The 17,553-nt window shown below is 69.1% G+C and carries 14 protein-coding genes; 12 read left to right on the top strand and 2 right to left on the bottom strand.

Annotation, left to right across the window (positions count from 1 at the left end; translation table 11 throughout):
- Window positions 1–303: 303 nt before the first annotated feature.
- Both recJ and K6V06_RS17085 read right to left on the bottom strand, forming a co-directional pair.
- Entirely contained in the window at window positions 304–2,001 is a 1,698-nt protein-coding gene (gene recJ / locus K6V06_RS17080) for a single-stranded-DNA-specific exonuclease RecJ (RefSeq protein WP_222245326.1), read from the bottom strand.
- A 73-nt stretch (window positions 2,002–2,074) separates the two neighbouring features.
- On the bottom strand, window positions 2,075–3,232 hold the full coding sequence (locus tag K6V06_RS17085) for a hypothetical protein (RefSeq protein WP_222245327.1): 1,158 nt from the start codon (window positions 3,230–3,232) through the stop codon (window positions 2,075–2,077).
- 107 nt (window positions 3,233–3,339) lie between these two features.
- Here K6V06_RS17085 and K6V06_RS17090 point away from each other — a divergent pair, with 107 nt between their 5' ends.
- From K6V06_RS17090 to K6V06_RS17145, 12 genes are all read left to right on the top strand, one after another.
- Window positions 3,340–4,590, top strand: coding sequence for a lipoprotein-releasing ABC transporter permease subunit (locus K6V06_RS17090; RefSeq protein ID WP_222245328.1), 1,251 nt, complete (start codon window positions 3,340–3,342; stop codon window positions 4,588–4,590).
- Window positions 4,583–5,341, top strand: a complete 759-nt coding sequence (lolD, locus tag K6V06_RS17095; protein WP_222245329.1) for a lipoprotein-releasing ABC transporter ATP-binding protein LolD — start codon at window positions 4,583–4,585, stop codon at window positions 5,339–5,341. Before K6V06_RS17090 ends, lolD begins: the two co-directional genes overlap by 8 nt.
- Before the next feature lie 45 nt (window positions 5,342–5,386).
- A complete protein-coding gene (locus K6V06_RS17100; RefSeq protein ID WP_222245330.1) occupies window positions 5,387–6,226 on the top strand; it encodes a TatD family hydrolase in 840 nt (279 codons plus the stop codon).
- A gap of 179 nt (window positions 6,227–6,405) precedes the next feature.
- Window positions 6,406–9,066, top strand: coding sequence for a DNA internalization-related competence protein ComEC/Rec2 (locus tag K6V06_RS17105; RefSeq protein ID WP_222245331.1), 2,661 nt, complete (start codon window positions 6,406–6,408; stop codon window positions 9,064–9,066).
- 142 nt (window positions 9,067–9,208) lie between these two features.
- Window positions 9,209–9,712, top strand: a complete 504-nt coding sequence (locus K6V06_RS17110) for a gluconokinase (RefSeq protein ID WP_222245332.1) — start codon at window positions 9,209–9,211, stop codon at window positions 9,710–9,712.
- A gap of 130 nt (window positions 9,713–9,842) precedes the next feature.
- A complete protein-coding gene (locus tag K6V06_RS17115) occupies window positions 9,843–11,333 on the top strand; it encodes a circularly permuted type 2 ATP-grasp protein (RefSeq protein ID WP_222245333.1) in 1,491 nt (496 codons plus the stop codon).
- A 112-nt stretch (window positions 11,334–11,445) separates the two neighbouring features.
- On the top strand, window positions 11,446–12,396 hold the full coding sequence (locus tag K6V06_RS17120) for an alpha-E domain-containing protein (protein WP_222245334.1): 951 nt from the start codon (window positions 11,446–11,448) through the stop codon (window positions 12,394–12,396).
- 22 nt (window positions 12,397–12,418) lie between these two features.
- Window positions 12,419–13,234, top strand: a complete 816-nt coding sequence (locus tag K6V06_RS17125; RefSeq protein ID WP_222245335.1) for a transglutaminase family protein — start codon at window positions 12,419–12,421, stop codon at window positions 13,232–13,234.
- A 151-nt stretch (window positions 13,235–13,385) separates the two neighbouring features.
- Window positions 13,386–14,195 (top strand): peptidase, encoded by an 810-nt coding sequence (locus K6V06_RS17130; RefSeq protein WP_222245336.1) that lies wholly within the window; start codon window positions 13,386–13,388, stop codon window positions 14,193–14,195.
- 368 nt (window positions 14,196–14,563) lie between these two features.
- Window positions 14,564–16,219, top strand: coding sequence for a CTP synthase (locus K6V06_RS17135; RefSeq protein WP_222245337.1), 1,656 nt, complete (start codon window positions 14,564–14,566; stop codon window positions 16,217–16,219).
- A gap of 23 nt (window positions 16,220–16,242) precedes the next feature.
- Window positions 16,243–17,112 (top strand): 3-deoxy-8-phosphooctulonate synthase, encoded by an 870-nt coding sequence (gene kdsA / locus K6V06_RS17140; RefSeq protein WP_222245338.1) that lies wholly within the window; start codon window positions 16,243–16,245, stop codon window positions 17,110–17,112.
- A 97-nt stretch (window positions 17,113–17,209) separates the two neighbouring features.
- A complete protein-coding gene (locus K6V06_RS17145) occupies window positions 17,210–17,500 on the top strand; it encodes a DUF1330 domain-containing protein (RefSeq protein WP_222245339.1) in 291 nt (96 codons plus the stop codon).
- Window positions 17,501–17,553: the final 53 nt, after the last annotated feature.

Here is a 17,553-nt window from a genome sequence, read left to right on the forward strand (position 1 = left end):
CTGGGTTCCCGCCTGCGCGGGAACGACGGCGAGAGTCACTGGGTTCCCGCCTGCGCGGGAACGACGGCGAGAGTCACTGGGTTCCCGCCTGCGCGGGAACGACGGCGAGAGTCACTGGGTTCCCGCCTGCGCGGGAACGACGGCGAGAGTCACTGGGTTCCCGCCCGCGCGGGAACGACAGGGAGAGCCGCTGATTCGCGTCGCGGGAACGATGCGGGCCGGGGATTGCGGCAATAGTCCGTCGTCCCCGCGCAGGCGGGGACCCAGCGGCTTGCAGCCGCGCGGGAACGACCAACCAGAACGCTACTGCGCGTGCTCGATCACCATCTGCACGCGCGTGACGCCATTGAAGGTGTTGTTGTCCAGCCGGTAGGCAATCAGCGCGCTGGCGCCCAGCGTGTCGGCATGGTTGAACCAGATGGCGTCGAACTGGCGTTTGCCGCGTGCCAGCTGCAGCTTCAGGTGCTTGCCCTTGAGCACCGTCTGCTTGACCACGTCGAACTCCCCGCAGAACGTCGGCGCCGGAAAGCCCTGGCCCCAGACCTGCTGCTCCAGCAGCGACACGAAGGCCGGGTCGAAGCAGTGGTCCTCGATGTCGCCATCGGTTTCGATCACGCGTGCCAGATGCTCGTCGGTCAGCCATTCGCGGCCCACGCCCTCGAACGCCTCCATGAAGCGCTCGAAGTCGCCCGCGTTCAGCGTCAGGCCCGCCGCCATCGCGTGGCCGCCGAACTTCACCAGCAGGCCGGGGTGCCGCTTGGAGACCAGGTCCAGCGCGTCGCGCAGATGGAAGCCCGCGATCGAGCGGCCGGAGCCCTTGATGGTCGATTCGTCGCCGGGAGCGAAGGTGATGGTCGGGCGGTGGAATTTTTCCTTGAGCCGGGATGCGACGATGCCAATCACCCCCTGGTGCCAGGTGTCGTTGAACACGCTGACGGTGAAGCGCGACGACGGGTCGATGCCGTCGAGCGGGCGCTCCAGGATCGCCAGCGCTTCCTGCTGCATGCCCGCCTCGATGTCGCGGCGCTCGCGGTTCATCGCGTCGAGCTGCTGGGCGATGTCCCAAGCCCGCTGCGCATCGTCCGTCAGCAGGCATTCGATGCCCAGCGACATGTCCGCCAGCCGCCCGGCGGCATTGAGCCGCGGGCCCAGCCCGAAGCCCAGGTCGAAGGTTGTTGCGCGTGCGGCCTCGCGGCCGGCGGCGCGGAACAGGGCGGCCACGCCGGCGTGCATGCGGCCGGCGCGCATGCGGCGCAGGCCCTGTGCGACGAGGATGCGGTTGTTGACGTCGAGCCGGACCACATCGGCGACCGTGCCCAGTGCGACCAGATCGAGCAGGGTATCGAGGCGCGGCTGCGTTTCCTGCGTGAACACGCCGCGGCGGCGCTGCTCCGCGCGCAGTGCGAGCAGTACGTAGAACATCACGCCGACGCCCGCCAGGTTCTTGCTCGGAAAGCCGCAGCCGGGCTGGTTCGGGTTGACGATCACCGCCGCATCGGGCAGCCGGTCGCCGGGCAGATGGTGGTCGGTGACGACGACGTCGATGCCGCGCGCATTGGCGGCGGCGACGCCGTCCACGCTCGCGATGCCGTTGTCGACGGTGACGATGATGTCCGGGTTGCGCTGCGCGGCCAGCGCGACGATCTCCGGCGTCAGCCCGTAGCCGTATTCGAAGCGGTTCGGCACGATGTACTCGACCCGCGCCCCCAGCATGCGCAGTCCGCGCACGCCCACCGCGCAGGCGGTGGCGCCGTCGCAGTCGTAGTCGGCGACGATCAGCAGCCGGCGCTGCGCGGCGATGGCATCGGCGAGATAGACCGCGGCCTGCTCGATGCCCTTCATCGCGGACGGTGGCGTCAGTTCGGGCAGGCCGGTGGCCAGCTCGCCGGCGTGCGTGACGCCGCGCGCGGACAGGATGCGCGCGAGCGTCGGATGCAGGCCGTGCGCCGCCAGTGCGGTGGCATGGTCGGGCTGATGCTGGCGGATGGCGATACGGGTCATCGGATTCGGTTCATGAGATTCGGGTCACGGGATCCAGTGCGCGGGGGCGGCTTGTAGAAGGCAGGGCATCGCCTCAGGCGGCCAGCGCGAGGTCGGACAGCAGGCCGCGCCAGTTGCCGCGCCCGCCGAGGCCGCGCCAGAATTTGCGCAGATCGCCGCGCTGCACCTCGATCTGCGCGTAATGGTGGTCGCCGCACAGGACCAGCGCGACCGAGCGCAGCTGGCCTTCCTGCAGCGCCGCCAGCATCGGGGCGAACCAGCTGGCTTCCAGCGCGTGCATCTGCTCGATCCAGCGTCCCCAGTCCTCTTCCAGCCAGGCCGTGGTGGTGGTGTCCACCTGGACCATCGCATCGCCGTCACCGCCCGCGGCGAGCGTCTGGCGCACGCTGTCGAAGCTGGCGGAAGCGGGCAGGGCGCGCGCGCCGCCGGCCAGCGCCAGACCGCGCAGCAGCGGCTCGTCGCCGAACACGGCGCCGGCCAGCGGCGCCACCGGCCGCAGGACCCCGCCGCCGTGCAGCCAGACGGAATTGACGGTGGGCTCGCCGCGTGCCTCGCGTGCCTGGTTCACCGGGTGGTCGTGCCAGGTCATCTGGATTTCGTTCTGCAGCCGGCGCCAGTCGCGCTCGCGTTCGCCGCGCTGCATCCAGATATCGATATTGCGGCCGGCGGCGCGCAGCGGCGGGGTGGCATCGAGCGGGCCGAACACCGCTTCGGGCAGATACCAGCGTTCCGGCAGCGGCATTTCCAGCGGGATGCCGGTCTCGTCCAGCAGCGGCGCGATGGCGGCGTGCAGCGCCTGGGCCTCGTCGGCGCGGATCCGCAGCTGTGCGGGGTCGCCCAGCACGAGGTGGTCGCGCGCGGCATGCAGATGCACGGGTTCCAGGCAGGTCCAGGCCCGGCCGTCGCTCGCCTCCGCGGCCTGGGCGGACTGCCCGGGCGGGGTGCGGTCCGCCAGGCGCATGTACGGCGCCGCCGGCACAGGCGCGACCGGCAGGCCGGCGCGCGTGGCAAGCCAGCGCTGGTGCGGCAGCGAACGCAGCGCGGTGGGGTCGAAGCCCTCGCCATGCCGCTCGCGGGAGACGGTCCGTCCGCGCGTGAGCAACTTTCCGAGGGCGGGCAGCTCCAACTGCCGCAGCACGGCGTCGGTCATGCCGCCTGCGGCGAGGCTGGCCGGCTCCTCGGCTCCCGGGGGGACCGAAAAGGGCACAATCAGGGTCAGGTGCGTCATCATGGTTGCCGAGATTGTAAACTCGCGGCTGGCCGCAGTCCCCGGACGATGCCTGGCCCGTTCCCGCGAAGGCGGCAGGCGGGGCATTCCCATCATTGACAGGAACTCTCTTGAATCTCCCGTACGAGTGGCAGATCGGCTGGCGATATACCCGCGCAAGCAAGCGCGCCAGCCGCAATACCTTCATTTCGTTCATCTCGATGATCTCGATGCTCGGCATCGCCCTTGGCGTCGCCGCGCTGATCGTGGTGCTGTCGGTGATGAACGGTTTCCAGAAAGAAGTGCGCGACCGCATGCTGTCGGTGCTGGCCCATATCGAGGTGATCGGCCCCGGCACGCTGCCCGACTGGCGGCAGACCGCGGCCGAGGCGCTGCGCAACAAGGAAGTCGTCGGCGCCGCGCCCTACGTGGCCGCGCAGGCGATGCTCACGCGCGACGATGCGGTGCGCGGCGTGCTGCTGCGCGGCGTCGACCCGGCCGAGGAGCCCAAGGTGTCCGACGTCGGCAGCCAGTTCAAGGCCGGCGACATCAAGGCGCTGACCCCGGGCGGATTCGGCATCGCGCTGGGCAGCGAGCTGGCGGCCGCGATGGGCGTGCGGGTCGGAGACAAGGTCACGCTGGTGGCGCCGCAGGGCACCATCACCCCGGCAGGTGTGCTGCCCCGGCTGAAGCAGTTCACCGTGGTCGGCGTGTTCTCGTCCGGCCATTACGAGTTCGACAGCGCGCTGGCGCTGATCGACCTGCAGGACGCGCAGACGCTGTTCCGGCTGGACGGCCCCAACGGTGTTCGCCTGAAGCTGGAAGACATGCAGCGCGCGCCCCAGGTCGCCGACGCCCTCGCCGGCACCCTCAGCGGCGAGCTCTATCTGCGCGACTGGTCCAAGCAGAACCGCAACTGGTTCGCCGCGGTGCAGACCGAGAAGCGGATGATGTTCATCATCCTGACGCTGATCATCGCGGTGGCGGCGTTCAACCTGGTGTCGACGCTGGTGATGACCGTGACCGACAAGCAGGCCGACATCGCCATCCTGCGCACCATGGGCGCGCAACCCGGCTCGATCATGCGGATCTTCATCGTGCAGGGCGTGGCGATCGGCTTCATCGGCACCGTGCTGGGCGTGGCGGGCGGCACGCTGATCGCGATGAACATCGACGTGATCGTGCCCTTCATTGAACGCATGCTGCAGGTCCAGTTCCTGCCGCGCGACATCTACTTCATCAGCGAACTGCCGTCGGATCCCCGCATGAACGACATCGTCACCATTGGCATCATCTCCTTCGTGCTGGCGGTGCTCGCCACGCTGTATCCGAGCTGGCGGGCCGCCCGCGTCAATCCGGCGGAGGCACTGCGCTATGAGTGAGGCCATGCTGAACGACGCCGCGGTGCAACGCGCCGGCGGCAACACCGCCGAGTCGACCGGCGCGGGCCGCGGCGAGCCGGTGCTGGTCGCGCAGGGACTGTGCAAGCGCTTCCGGCAGGGCGGCCTCGATGTCGAAGTGCTCAAGGGCGTGGACCTGAGCATCCACGCCGGCGAGAAGGTCGCCATCGTCGGCGCGTCGGGCTCGGGCAAAAGCACGCTGCTGCATGTGCTGGGCGGGCTCGACAACCCGGATGCGGGACAGGTCGCGCTGCATGGGCGGCCCTTCACCGAACTGCGCGAGAGCGAGCGTAACCAGGTGCGCAACCGCTCGCTTGGTTTCGTCTACCAGTTCCACCACCTGCTGCCGGAGTTCACCGCGCTGGACAACGTCGCGATGCCGATGCGCATCCGCGGACTGCGCCAGCAGCCGGCACGCGAGACGGCGCAGGCGATGCTGGCGCGCGTGGGCCTGGGCGAGCGGGCGCGCCATCGTCCCGGCGAGCTGTCGGGCGGCGAGCGGCAGCGCGTGGCGATCGCGCGGGCCCTGGTCGGCCAGCCGGCCTGCGTGCTGGCCGACGAGCCGACTGGCAATCTGGACGACCATACCGCGGGCGGCGTCTATGACCTGATGCTGGAGCTGTCGCGCACGCTCGGCACCAGCTTCGTCATCGTCACGCACGACATCGACCTGGCCAATCGCTGCGACCGCGTGCTGCGGCTGCGTGACGGTCATCTGCATCGCGAACGTTGACGCGGGGCGGCGGCGGTGGCCGCCGCCGGCGAGGAGAGACAGCGAATGTGGGTCGATACGCATTGCCACCTGGACGCCAGCGAGTTCGACGCGGACCGCGATGCGGTGGTCAAGGCCGCCGCGCAAGCGGGGGTGCATGGCATCGTGCTGCCTGCGGTCGCGGTGTCCAACTTCGGCGCGGTACGCACACTGGCGCAGCGGCATGCTGCCTGCGTCTACGCGCTAGGCATCCATCCGCTGTGCACGCCGGGCGCCGGCCAGGCTGACCTGGACCGGCTGCGCGCCGAAGTGCAGGCGTCGCTGGTCGATCCGCGTTTCGTCGGCATCGGCGAGATCGGACTGGATTTTTTCGTGCCCGGGCTGGAGGCCGACCATCAGACCTGGCTCTACATCGAGCAGCTGAAGATCGCGCGCGAGTTCGATCTGCCGGTGCTGCTGCACGTGCGGCGCTCGCAGGATCAGGTCGCCGCGCAGTTGCGGCGCATCGGCGTGCGGCAGGGCATCGCGCACGCCTTCAACGGCAGCGAGCAGCAGGCCGCGCGCTTCGTCGACCTTGGCCTGAAGCTGGGGTTTGGCGGCAACCTGACCTTCGAGCGGGCACGGCAGATTCGGCGGCTGGCGGCCAACCTGCCGCTCGACGCCCTGGTGCTCGAGACCGACGCGCCGGATATCGCCCCGTCGTGGCTGACCGACGGCCAGTTCGGCGAGCAGCGCAACGCGCGCAACAGTCCCGCCGAGGTGGCCGGCATTGCGGTCGAACTGGCGGCGCTGCGCGGCATCGACCCCGCCGCGCTGGCGCAGGCGACCTGGGCCAATGCCGTGGCCGCAATCCCGCGTCTGGCGCGCTTTGCCGACACCATGGGGCCCGGCCGCGCCGCGGCCTGACGCGCGGCGAACGGGCGGCAAGCGGGCGGCAAACACGCGGCAAACGCGCGTCAAACGCGTGGCACACATCGGTCACCGGCCGACACGTTCTTCCGCTGAGTTTCCCGCTATAACTGCCTCCTCGTGCGACAGGATTCCCTGTCTGCGGAGGCGACCATGGATCGGACCGGAGCCGCGTCATGCGGCTGACGCTTTGCGCCTTTGTTGCGGGCTGCTGGCTGGTGCAGCAGCTGCCGGCGTTGCCGCCGCCAGCCGTCGCGCTGGTGGGGCTTGCCTGCGCGCTGGCGATCGGCTGCGGGCTGGGGCACTGGCGGCGATGTCTCGCCAGACGACCTGCGCAAGGCCGTCAAGTCGCGGCCTGGCTGGTCACCGGCGTGATCGCCTGCGCCGCCGGTGGCGCGGCCGGAGCCGGCTGGGCGGCGTACCGGGCCAGCGGGCGGCTGGCCGATCGGCTGCCGCCCGCGCTGGAGAGCACCGATCTGCAGCTCTCGGGCACCGTCGCCAGCCTTCCCGCCGAGCAGTCGCCGGGGCTGCGCTTCGTCTTTACCCCCGTCTTCACGCCCGAGGCGGTCCATCGCTCGTTGCCGGAGCGCATCCTGCTCAGCTGGCAAGCGGCGCCAGCCGATCTGCTGCCCGGCGACCGCCTGACGCTGACGGCGCGGCTGCGCCGGCCGCACGGGCTGGCGAACCGCTACGGTTTCGATCAGGAGTATTGGCTGCTGCAGCGCGGCATTGGGGCCGTCGGCCATGTGCGCAAGGGGGAGCGGTTGCCCACGGTGGCATCGTGGCGCCATGGCGGGGTCGCGCGGTTGCGCGCCCGCCTGCGTCAGCGCCTGCGCTCGGCGATGCCGAGCGACGCCTCTTACGCGGGCGTGCTGGTCGCGCTGGCGATCGGCGACCAGGGCGGCATTACGCCTTCGCAATGGCGGCTGTTCAACCGTAGCGGCATCGGTCACCTGATCAGCATTTCCGGGTTGCATATCACCATGGTGTCCGGGCTCGCGGCGGCTGCCGTGCGGCTTGGCTGGCGCCGCTCCTTCGGGCTGGGCCGCCTGCTGCGGCGCCCGCTGCCACTGCGCTGTCCCGCCCAGCACGCCGCCGCCTGTGCGGCCGTGTTGACAGCGCTTTGCCACGGACTGGTCTCGGGCATGGAAGTCCCCGCGCAACGTACCGTGACGATGGTGGCGACGGCAGCGCTGGCGCTGTGGCTGCATCGCACACCGCCCGCCTCGCTGGTATTGGCGTGGGCCGCGGCGGCGGCACTTGCCATCGATCCGTGGGCGGCCAGGTCCGCGGGTTTCTGGCTGTCGTTCGGCGCGGTCGCCTCGATTTTCCTCGCGGTGGGGCGCCGAGGAGGCAAGCCGGCGGATCGGCCCGATGCCGCTGACGTGCCGCTGCCAGGCTGGGGCAGCCGCATCGCAGCGTGGGCGCGCGCTGCATGGCACGAGGCCGTGCATGTGCAATGGGCGGTGACGGTGGGCCTGATCGCCCCCACACTGGTGCTGTTTCAGCAGTTGTCGCTGGTGTCGCCGCTGGCCAATGCGGTGGCGATACCGCTGGTCAGCCTGCTGGTGACGCCCGCCGTGCTGCTTGCCACCGCGCTGGTGGCCCTCGCACCGGCTTGCGCCGGCGTGACGCTGGCCGCCGCCGCGCCGCATCCGCTGACGATCGCCGGCACTGTGTTATTGGGCGGATGCGACCGGGCGCTACGTGCGCTCGAATCCCTGCTGACGGTTCTGGCGGCGCCGGACTGGGCGGTCTGGCAGGCGGCCAGTCCGGGACCGCTTGCCGTGGCACTGGCGGTACCTGGCACGCTGGTCCTGCTGGCCCCGGCCGGGTTCGGCTGGCGGCTCCGGCTCCATGGCCTGCTGCTGCTGGGACCGCTGCTTGCGGCGGGGCGGTCGCCGCCGGCGCAGGGCTTTCGCGCGACGGCGTTCGACGTGGGGCAGGGCGCGGCGGTGCTGATCGAAACGCGCCGCCATCTGTTGCTGTATGACGCCGGGCCGTCGTATGGGCCCGCTGCAGCGGCGAGTCCCGCGCGGCCCGGGCGGCAGCCAGCGGCGCCCTCCGGCGTTCCGCCGCCGCGCTTCGCGCAGCCGGATGCCGACGGTCCCGCGCCGTCCAGTGCCGGCGAGCGGGTGGTGCTGCCGTTCCTGCGCGCCAGCGGCATCCGGCATCTGGACGCGCTGGTGATCAGCCACGAGGATGCCGACCATGCCGGGGGCGCCCGTGCGGTGCTGGGGGCGATGCCGGTGGCGCGGCTGTGGTCGGGCGCGCCGCTGGGCCATCCCTTGCTGCGCGCGCCGCCCGGACATGCCGCCCCCTCGCGCGCGCCCTGTGCGGCGGGCATGCACTGGGAGTGGGACGGTGTGCGCTTTGCCTTCCTGCACCCGGCACCGGGGCAGGCGGGCCAGTCCGCGCTGCCCAGCAACGCGCGCAGCTGTGTGTTGCACATATCGTCGCCAGCGGGGTCGATGCTGCTGGCTGGCGATATCGATGCCGCCAGCGAGCGGGCGATGCTGCTGCGACTGGCGCCCGAGCAGTTGCGGGCGGACCTGCTGCTGGTGCCGCACCATGGCAGCATCAGCTCCTCCACCGCGGGCTGGCTCGATGCGGTGCGGCCCGCCGGTGCGCTGTTCCAGCTCGGCTACCGCAACCGCTACCGGCATCCGCACCCCCGTGTATGGGCGCGCTACGGCGTCCGCGATATCGCCCGCTGGCGGACTGACAGCGCCGGCATGCTCAGCGCCGAGCTTGTCGACGGCGGCAGCATTGCGGTGCGCGCCTTTCGCCAGACCGAGCGTCGCTACTGGCGGGAAGCGCCACCCATGCCGGAGTAGGCGGGTGTAGGCAGGGATAGGCGGGACAGGCGGGGATAGGCGGCAGGTCGGCCCGCAGCAGGCCGGAACCCGCCAGCCAGAACGGCGTCGGAAAGAGGAGGGCGCGCTTGCCGGGCCGGCGACAACATGGGAGACGAGGCAGATGATCTATATCGTGATGGGGGTGTCGGGCAGCGGCAAGACGACCGTCGGCATGCTGCTGGCGCAGACGCTGGGCTGCGGCTTTCGCGATGCCGACGAGTTCCACAGCGAGCAGAACAAGGCGAAGATGGCGGCCGGCATTGCGCTGACCGACGAGGACCGCTGGCCCTGGCTGGACGCGATGCGCGCGGCAATCGAGGCGTGCCGGGCGCGCGGCGAAGCGCAGGTGTTCGCCTGTTCCGCACTGCGGCAAGCCTACCGGGAGCGCCTGACGCCCGACGAGGACGGCGTCTGCTTCGTCTATCTGAAGGGGGATATCGAAACCATCCGCGGCCGCCTTGCCGGACGCAAGGGGCATTTCTTCGACCCGCGCCTGCTGCAAAGCCAGTTCGACACCCTGGAGGAGCCGCGCGACGCCCTCGTGCTCGACGTGCGGCAGCCGCCCGAGGTGCTGGTCAGGCAGATCCTGGACAGGGCGGCGCACCAGCCGGCGTCCCCCGGTTGACCGTTGCCCCTGCGCGTTGCACCGGTATGGGGCGGCCGCTGGCAGACATCTTGCTAATCCCTGTCGAGCCGGGCGCATCCGCGATGGGGCGAGCGCTGCCCGGCAAAGAGGGACACGGAGGATGGCCACCATGGCGGCGCGCTTTTTCGATGAGATGCTGCAGGACGACGAGGGGCGGCCGGCGGGGATCGCGGGGGTTCCCGCGATCAGGGCGGGTCAGCCGCTGTCGGCGGAAGCGGTGCGTCCACACTACCGCAGCTTCGCCGAATGGCTGTCGCGCCAACCCGACGCCGCCATGGCGAACAAGCGGGCCGAAGCCGACCTGGTGTTCCGGCGCGTGGGGATTACCTTCGCTGTCTACGGCGACAAGGACGAAGCGAACAGCGGCACCGAACGGACGATTCCCTTCGACGTGATCCCGCGTATCTTCCCGGCGGCGGAGTGGGAGCTGCTGGAGCGGGGCCTGCGCCAGCGCGTTGCGGCGCTGAACCGTTTCGTCCACGACATCTATCACGCCCAGGACATCATTCGCGCCGGCGTGATTCCGCCCGAGCAGGTCTACGACAACGCGCAGTACCGGCCCGAGATGCTGGGCATCGCCGTGCCGCGCGATATCTACGCGCACGTGGCGGGGATCGATGTGGTGCGCGCCGGCGAAGGCCAGTTCTATGTGCTGGAGGACAACCTGCGGGTGCCTTCCGGCGTCTCCTACATGCTGGAAAACCGCCGCATGATGATGCGGCTGTTCCCCGAGCTGTTCGCCCGCAACCGGGTCGCGCCGGTGGCGCATTACCCGGACCTGCTGCTGGATACCCTGCGCAGCGTGTCGCCGCAATCGATCGCCGATCCCACCGTGGTGGTGCTGACGCCCGGCATGTACAACTCGGCCTACTTCGAGCATGCCTTCCTCGCCCAGCAGATGGGCGTGGAGCTGGTCGAGGGCAGCGACCTGTTCGTGCAGGACGACCACCTGTACATGCGCACCACGCAGGGCCCCCAGCGCATCGACGTGATCTACCGCCGCATCGACGACGACTTTCTCGATCCGCTGGCGTTCCGGCCGGACTCGACGCTTGGCGCGGCCGGGCTGCTGTCGGTCTATCGCGCGGGCAACCTGACGGTGTGCAATGCCATCGGGACCGGCGTGGCAGACGACAAGTCCATTTACCCGTATGTCCCCGACATGATCCGCTTCTACCTGGGCGAGCAGCCGCTGCTGTCGAACGTGCCGACCTGGACGTGCCGTCGGGAGGACGATCTGCGTTATGTGCTGGACCATCTCGACGAACTCGTGGTCAAGGAAACCCATGGCGCGGGCGGCTACGGCATGCTGGTCGGCCCGGCCGCGACGCGGGCCGAGATCGATGCCTTCCGGGAAGTGGTGCGCGCCAGGCCGCATCAGTACATCGCACAGCCGACCCTGGCGCTGTCCACCTGCCCGACCTATGTCGAGGCTGGCATCGCGCCGCGCCATATCGATCTGCGGCCCTTCGTGCTATCGGGCAAGGAGGTGCGCATGGTGCCGGGCGGCCTGACGCGGGTCGCGCTGCGGGAGGGGTCGCTGGTGGTCAATTCCTCGCAGGGCGGCGGAACCAAGGACACCTGGGTGCTGGAGCGCTGAGCAGGACGATCGGCGCCACCTGCATGGCGCGCGATCCCGAGGATGCAACACAGGCCGATCGAAGCCATCGCCGGCTGCAGGGCCGGCGGCAGGCGACACGGGGGAACCCATCATGCTGAGCCGTACCGCCGACCACCTGTTCTGGATGGCGCGCTACACCGAGCGGGCGGAGAACACCGCGCGCATGCTCGACGTCAACTACCAGACATCGCTGCTGCCGCAGTCGGTGGAGGTCGCGGAGCAGGGCTGGTGGGCGATGCTCGACATCTCCGAGCTGACCCATGTCTTCGACGAGAAGTACGGCCTGCTCTCGCGTGACGACGTGATCGACTTCATGGTCCGGGACATGACCAATCCGTCCTCGATCATGAGCTGCTTGCGCGCGGCCCGGGAGAACGCGCGGGCGGTGCGCGGCTCGCTGACCACCGAAGTCTGGGAAACGTTGAACACCACCTGGCTCGAGGTGCAACGCCTGATCGCCGATGGCATGCTGCGCGACGATCCCTCGCAGTTCTTCGAATGGGTCAAGTTCCGCTCGCACCTGGCGCGCGGGGTGCAGTTCGGCACGATGCTGAAGGACGACGCCTTTCACTTCATGCGGCTGGGCACCTTCCTGGAGCGCGCCGACAATACCGCGCGCATTCTCGACGTCAAATTCCAGGCGATAGCCAGCCACGCCGAACCGGCGCGCATCGACAACGACTTCTATCACTGGGCCGCGATCCTGCGCTCGGTGTCGGGCTTCGAGGTCTACCGCAAGATCTACCGGACGGTCATCACGCCGGAGCGCGTGGCGGAGCTGCTGATCCTGCGCGGCGACATGCCGCGTTCGCTGGTCTCCAGCATGGACGAGGTGTGCGCGATCCTCGCGCTGGTGCGCAACCAGCAATCGGCCGAGACCGAGCGCCACGCTGGTAAACTGCATGCCGACCTGCGGTTTGCACGGATCGACGACATTTTCGCCGTCGGCCTGCACGCCTTCCTGACCAGCTTCCTGGAGCGCATCGGCGACCTCGGCAGCGGCATCAGCCGGGATTTCCTCGTGCCGCCGCTGGCGGCATGACGGTCGTCCACCGGCCCCTATCGTGAAATATCGGATCCACCACCACACCCTCTACCGCTACAGCCAGCCGGTCGTGCGCAGCGTCCACGAGTTGCGGCTGACGCCGCGCTCGGGGCCGCTGCAGGTGGTGGAGCGGTGGGAGGTGGCGGTGCCCGGCAGCCTGACCGAAGCCCGGGACGGCTTCGGCAATATCGTCCACAACTTCACGCTGGCCACTCCTGCCGAGACCATCGCCATTGCCGCCACTGGCGAGGTGGCGGTGCGGCCGCGCCCCGAGGAGCCGTGCTTTCGCGATGTACCGCCCGACGGGGAGGCGCGCGTGTCGCCGCTGTACTTTCGCGCCAGCACCGCGCTGACCGAGGCCCCCGAGGCACTGCGCGGCTTTGCCGCGCCGTATCTGAGCGCGGGACATGAGCCGCCCGCGCTGCTGGCGCTGGCGCAGGGCATTGCCGAACGGGTCCGCTATCAGCCCAATTCAACCGATGTCGGCACCAGTGCGGCCGAGGCCTTCGCGCTGGGCGCCGGAGTCTGCCAGGACCAGGCGCAAGTGATGGTGGCGGCGTGCCGGGCCTTCGGGGTGCCGGCGCGCTACGTCAGCGGATATTTCTACGATCCCGCCGCCGCCGACCTGGCGAGCCACGCCTGGGCCGATGTCTGCATCGATCCGCAGCGTGACCTGTGGTGCAGCATCGATGTGACGCACGGCTGCCATACCGACACCCGGCATGTGCGGCTCGCGGTAGGCCGGGACTACCGCTCCGCGGCGCCGATCCGCGGCATCCGCGAGGGTGGCGGCGCGGAAACGCTGGCTGTCGACATCCGCATCGAACCGCTCTGACAGAAGCGCGATCTTTACGCAACAGCGGTGTTGCGCGGCCCCGCAGGAATCCACGCGGGCGCCCCGGTGGGGCGCTAGAATGCCGGATTTAGCGCAGCCGCCCCCGCGGCCCGCCTCGCCCCAGGCGGCGCTTTCCTTGCACAACAAGATCATGACGTACTGTGTAGCCATGCGGCTCGATGCCGGCCTGGTATTCCTGTCCGATTCGCGGACCAATGCCGGTGTCGACGCCATCGCCACCGCCCGCAAGATGACGGTCTACGAGGAGCCGGGCGACCGCGTGATGGTGCTGCTGACCGCCGGCAACCTGGCGATCAGCCAGTCGGTGCGCCAGATCCTTGCCGATGGCCGCACTGGCAACCGATCGCTGTGGAGCGCCAAGACCATGTTCGAGGCCGCCTCCATCGTCGGCGACGCCGTGCGCCAGGTTCACCGGCGCGACGCCGATGCCCTGCGCGACGCCGGCATCGACTTCAACGTCAGCCTGATCTTCGGTGGCCAGATCGGCAACGAGCGCGCCCGCCTGTTCAACATCTACGCGGCCGGCAATTTCGTCGAGGCGACCCCCGAGACCTGCTATTTCCAGATCGGCGAAGCCAAGTACGGCAAGCCAATCATCGACCGCGTGGTGGCGCCGTCCCTGCCCCTGGCCGAAGGCGCCAAGTGCGCGCTGATTTCGATGGACTCGACGCTGAAATCCAATATCTCGGTGGGCCTGCCGCTGGACCTGCTGGTCTACGAGGCCGACAGCCTGCGCGTGACCCGCTTCGTCACCATCGACGAGCGCAATCACTACTTCCGCATGATTCGCGATACCTGGGGGCTGCGCCTGCGCCAGGTGTTCGGCGAGATTCCCAATCCCGAATGGGACGCCTGCGCGCCGGCCGACTTTCCGCTGGCGCGGCAGGGCGAGACCGATATCTGGGGCCAGCCGGTGCGGGCGCCGCGCGGCGACGTCTGACATTTGCGGGAACTGCGCGCGCGTGCGGACCCTCTCCCCCGGCCCCTCTCCCGCCCCGCGGGAGAGGGGAGCACACCACAGCATGTGAACCGCCGCCTGTTTGCTCCCCTCGCCCGCTTGCGGGAGAGGGGCCGGGGGAGAGGGCAATCAAGCGCGTTCCCGAAGCCCCCGCCGCCCCGAAATCACCCCCATGCCGGATAGCGAACGGACCGCCTCGGCCCCCTCCTGCACCATCCCGGGGATTACAGGATGACAGGCCGCCCGCCGCCGCTGCCGGACGGCACCGGAAACAGGCGTGCGGGTCCGGACGACGGCTCAGCGAAGCGACCGCTCATGTATAATCCCGATTTCCCCGGCAAGCTCGGTTTATGACCAAATTCGTCTTCGTCACCGGTGGCGTCGTTTCCTCGCTCGGCAAGGGCATCGCCGCTGCTTCCCTCGCGGCTATTCTCGAGTCGCGTGGCCTGAAAGTCACCCTCCTCAAGCTAGACCCCTACATCAACGTCGACCCCGGCACGATGAGCCCCTTCCAGCATGGCGAGGTGTTCGTCACGGAAGACGGCGCGGAAACCGACCTCGATCTTGGCCACTACGAGCGCTTCGTATCGGCCAAGATGCGCAAGTCGAACAACTTCACCACCGGCCAGATCTATGAGTCGGTGATCCGCAAGGAGCGTCGCGGGGAGTATCTGGGCAAGACCGTCCAGGTGATTCCGCATATCACCAACGAGATCCAGGCCTTCGTCGAGAAGGGCGCCGCGGCGTCCCACGACGGCAAGGCGGATGTCGCGCTGGTGGAAATCGGCGGCACCGTCGGGGATATCGAGTCGCTGCCGTTCCTGGAAGCCGCGCGCCAGATGAGCCTGCGCATGGGCCGCAACCAGGCTGCCTTCGTGCACCTGACGCTGGTGCCCTTCATCGCCAGCGCCGGCGAACTGAAGACCAAGCCGACCCAGCACTCGGTGCAGAAGCTGCGCGAGATCGGCATCTCGCCCACCGCGCTGCTGTGCCGTGCCGACCGGCCGATCCCGGACGACGAGCGCGCCAAGATTTCGCTGTTCGCCAACATCCCGCAGGACGCCGTGATCTCGGTGTGGGACGTGGACAGCATCTACAAGATCCCGCAGATGCTCAACGAGCAGGGCCTGGACCGGCTGATCTGCGAGGAACTGCGCCTGGACCCGAAGCCGGCGGACCTGTCGATGTGGCAGCGCCTGGTCAATGCCCAGGAGAATCCGCAGCACGAAGTGACCATCGGCATGGTCGGCAAGTATGTCGACCTGACCGAGTCGTACAAGTCGCTGATCGAGGCACTGCGCCACGCCGGCATGCATACCGCGACGCGCGTCAACATCGAGTACATCGACTCCGAGGAGCTGGAGTCGGGTCACCTCGAAGTGCTGGCGCCGCTGGACGCGATCCTGGTGCCGGGCGGTTTCGGCAAGCGCGGTACCGAAGGCAAGATCCGCGCGATCCAGTACGCCCGCGAAAACAAGGTACCGTACCTGGGCATCTGCCTGGGCATGCAGCTGGCCGTGATCGAGTTCGCCCGCCATGTCGCCGGCATGAAGGACGCCAACTCGACCGAATTCAGCCTGGAGACCGAACACCCGGTCGTCGCGCTGATCACCGAATGGGTCGATCGCGATGGCAAGGTCGAGCAACGCTCGGCCGACTCCGATCTGGGCGGCACCATGCGCCTGGGCGCCCAGCGCGTGCCCGTCAAGACCGGTACCAGGGCCGCCGAGATCTACGGACCCGAAGTCAACGAGCGTCACCGTCACCGCTATGAGGTGAACAACCACTACGTGCCGCAGCTCGAAGAGGCTGGCATGGTGATCTCGGCGCGCACGCCGACCGAGAACCTGCCGGAAATGATGGAGCTGCCGCCGCAGATGCACCCGTGGTTCGTCGGGGTCCAGTTCCACCCGGAATTCACCTCGACCCCGCGCGCCGGGCATCCGCTGTTCAAGGCCTATGTGGAAGCGGCCCTTGCCGGCCAGCAGCGTCGCAAGGCGAGCTGACACGCACGCCGAGGAGTAGACAGATGAAATTGTGTGGATTCGAGGTTGGCCTGAACCAGCCGTTCTTCCTGATCGCCGGACCCTGCGTGATCGAGTCCGAGCAGATGGCGCTCGACACCGCTGGCCAGTTGAAGGAACTGACCAGCGAGCTGGGCATTCCCTTTATTTACAAGTCCTCGTTCGACAAGGCCAACCGCTCGTCGGGCAAGTCGTTCCGCGGCCTGGGCATGGAGAAGGGTCTCGAGATCCTGGCGACCGTCAAGCAGCAGCTCGGCGTGCCGGTGCTGACCGACATCCACGACATCGACGAGGTCAAGCCCGTCGCCGCCGTGGTGGACGTGCTGCAGACGCCGGCCTTCCTGTGCCGGCAGACGGACTTCATCCGCGCCTGCGCGCAGAGCGGCAAGCCCGTCAACATCAAGAAGGGCCAGTTCCTGGCGCCGCACGACATGAAGAATGTCATCGACAAGGCGCGCGACGCGGCACGCGAAGCCGGCCTGCCCGAGGACAGCTTCATGGCCTGCGAGCGCGGCGTGTCGTTCGGCTATAACAACCTGGTCTCGGACATGCGCTCGCTGGCGATCATGCGGGAGACCGGCGCGCCCGTGGTATTCGACGCGACCCACTCGGTGCAGCTGCCGGGCGGCCAGGGCACCAGCTCCGGCGGCCAGCGCGAGTTCGTGCCGGTGCTGGCGCGCGCCGCGGTGGCGGTCGGCATCGCCGGCCTGTTCATGGAAACCCATCCGGACCCGTCCAAGGCGATGTCGGACGGCCCCAATGCGGTGCCGCTGTCGCGCATGAAGGAACTGCTGGCCGTGCTCAAGGAACTCGATACGCTGACCAAGCGTTCCGGCTTCCTTGAAGACAATTTCGGCTGGCCCGCCTGCGCCTGATCCGCAAGGCTCCGGTCCCGCCGGCCGGGGCACCTTCCCGCAGTTTCGCGCCGCCGGCTGTCCGGCGGCGCTTCACATGACAACAATGGAGATCGCCATGCCCGCCGCCTACGTCGTTGCCTATGTCGACGTCACCGATCCGCAGCAGTACGAGCAATACAAGGTGCTGTCCAGCCGCGCCATGCAGGAGCACGGCGCCGAGGTGCTGGTGCGGGGGGGCAAGGTGGTGCCGCTCGAAGGCGAATGGCAGCCCACCCGCGTGGTGATGCTCAAGTTCGGCAGCCTCGAGGCCGCGCAGGCGTTCTATGACAGCGAAACCTACCGCGCCGCGCGCAAGGCGCGCGAGAGCGCCGCACGCATGAACATGATCGTGGTCGAGGGCGTCTGAGTCCCACCGGACGGATACGCGGCCACGGCCACCGCACAGTCTCTGCAAGCATC

It is taken from the genome of Cupriavidus sp. AU9028 (assembly GCF_019795295.1).
GTDB lineage: Bacteria > Pseudomonadota > Gammaproteobacteria > Burkholderiales > Burkholderiaceae > Cupriavidus.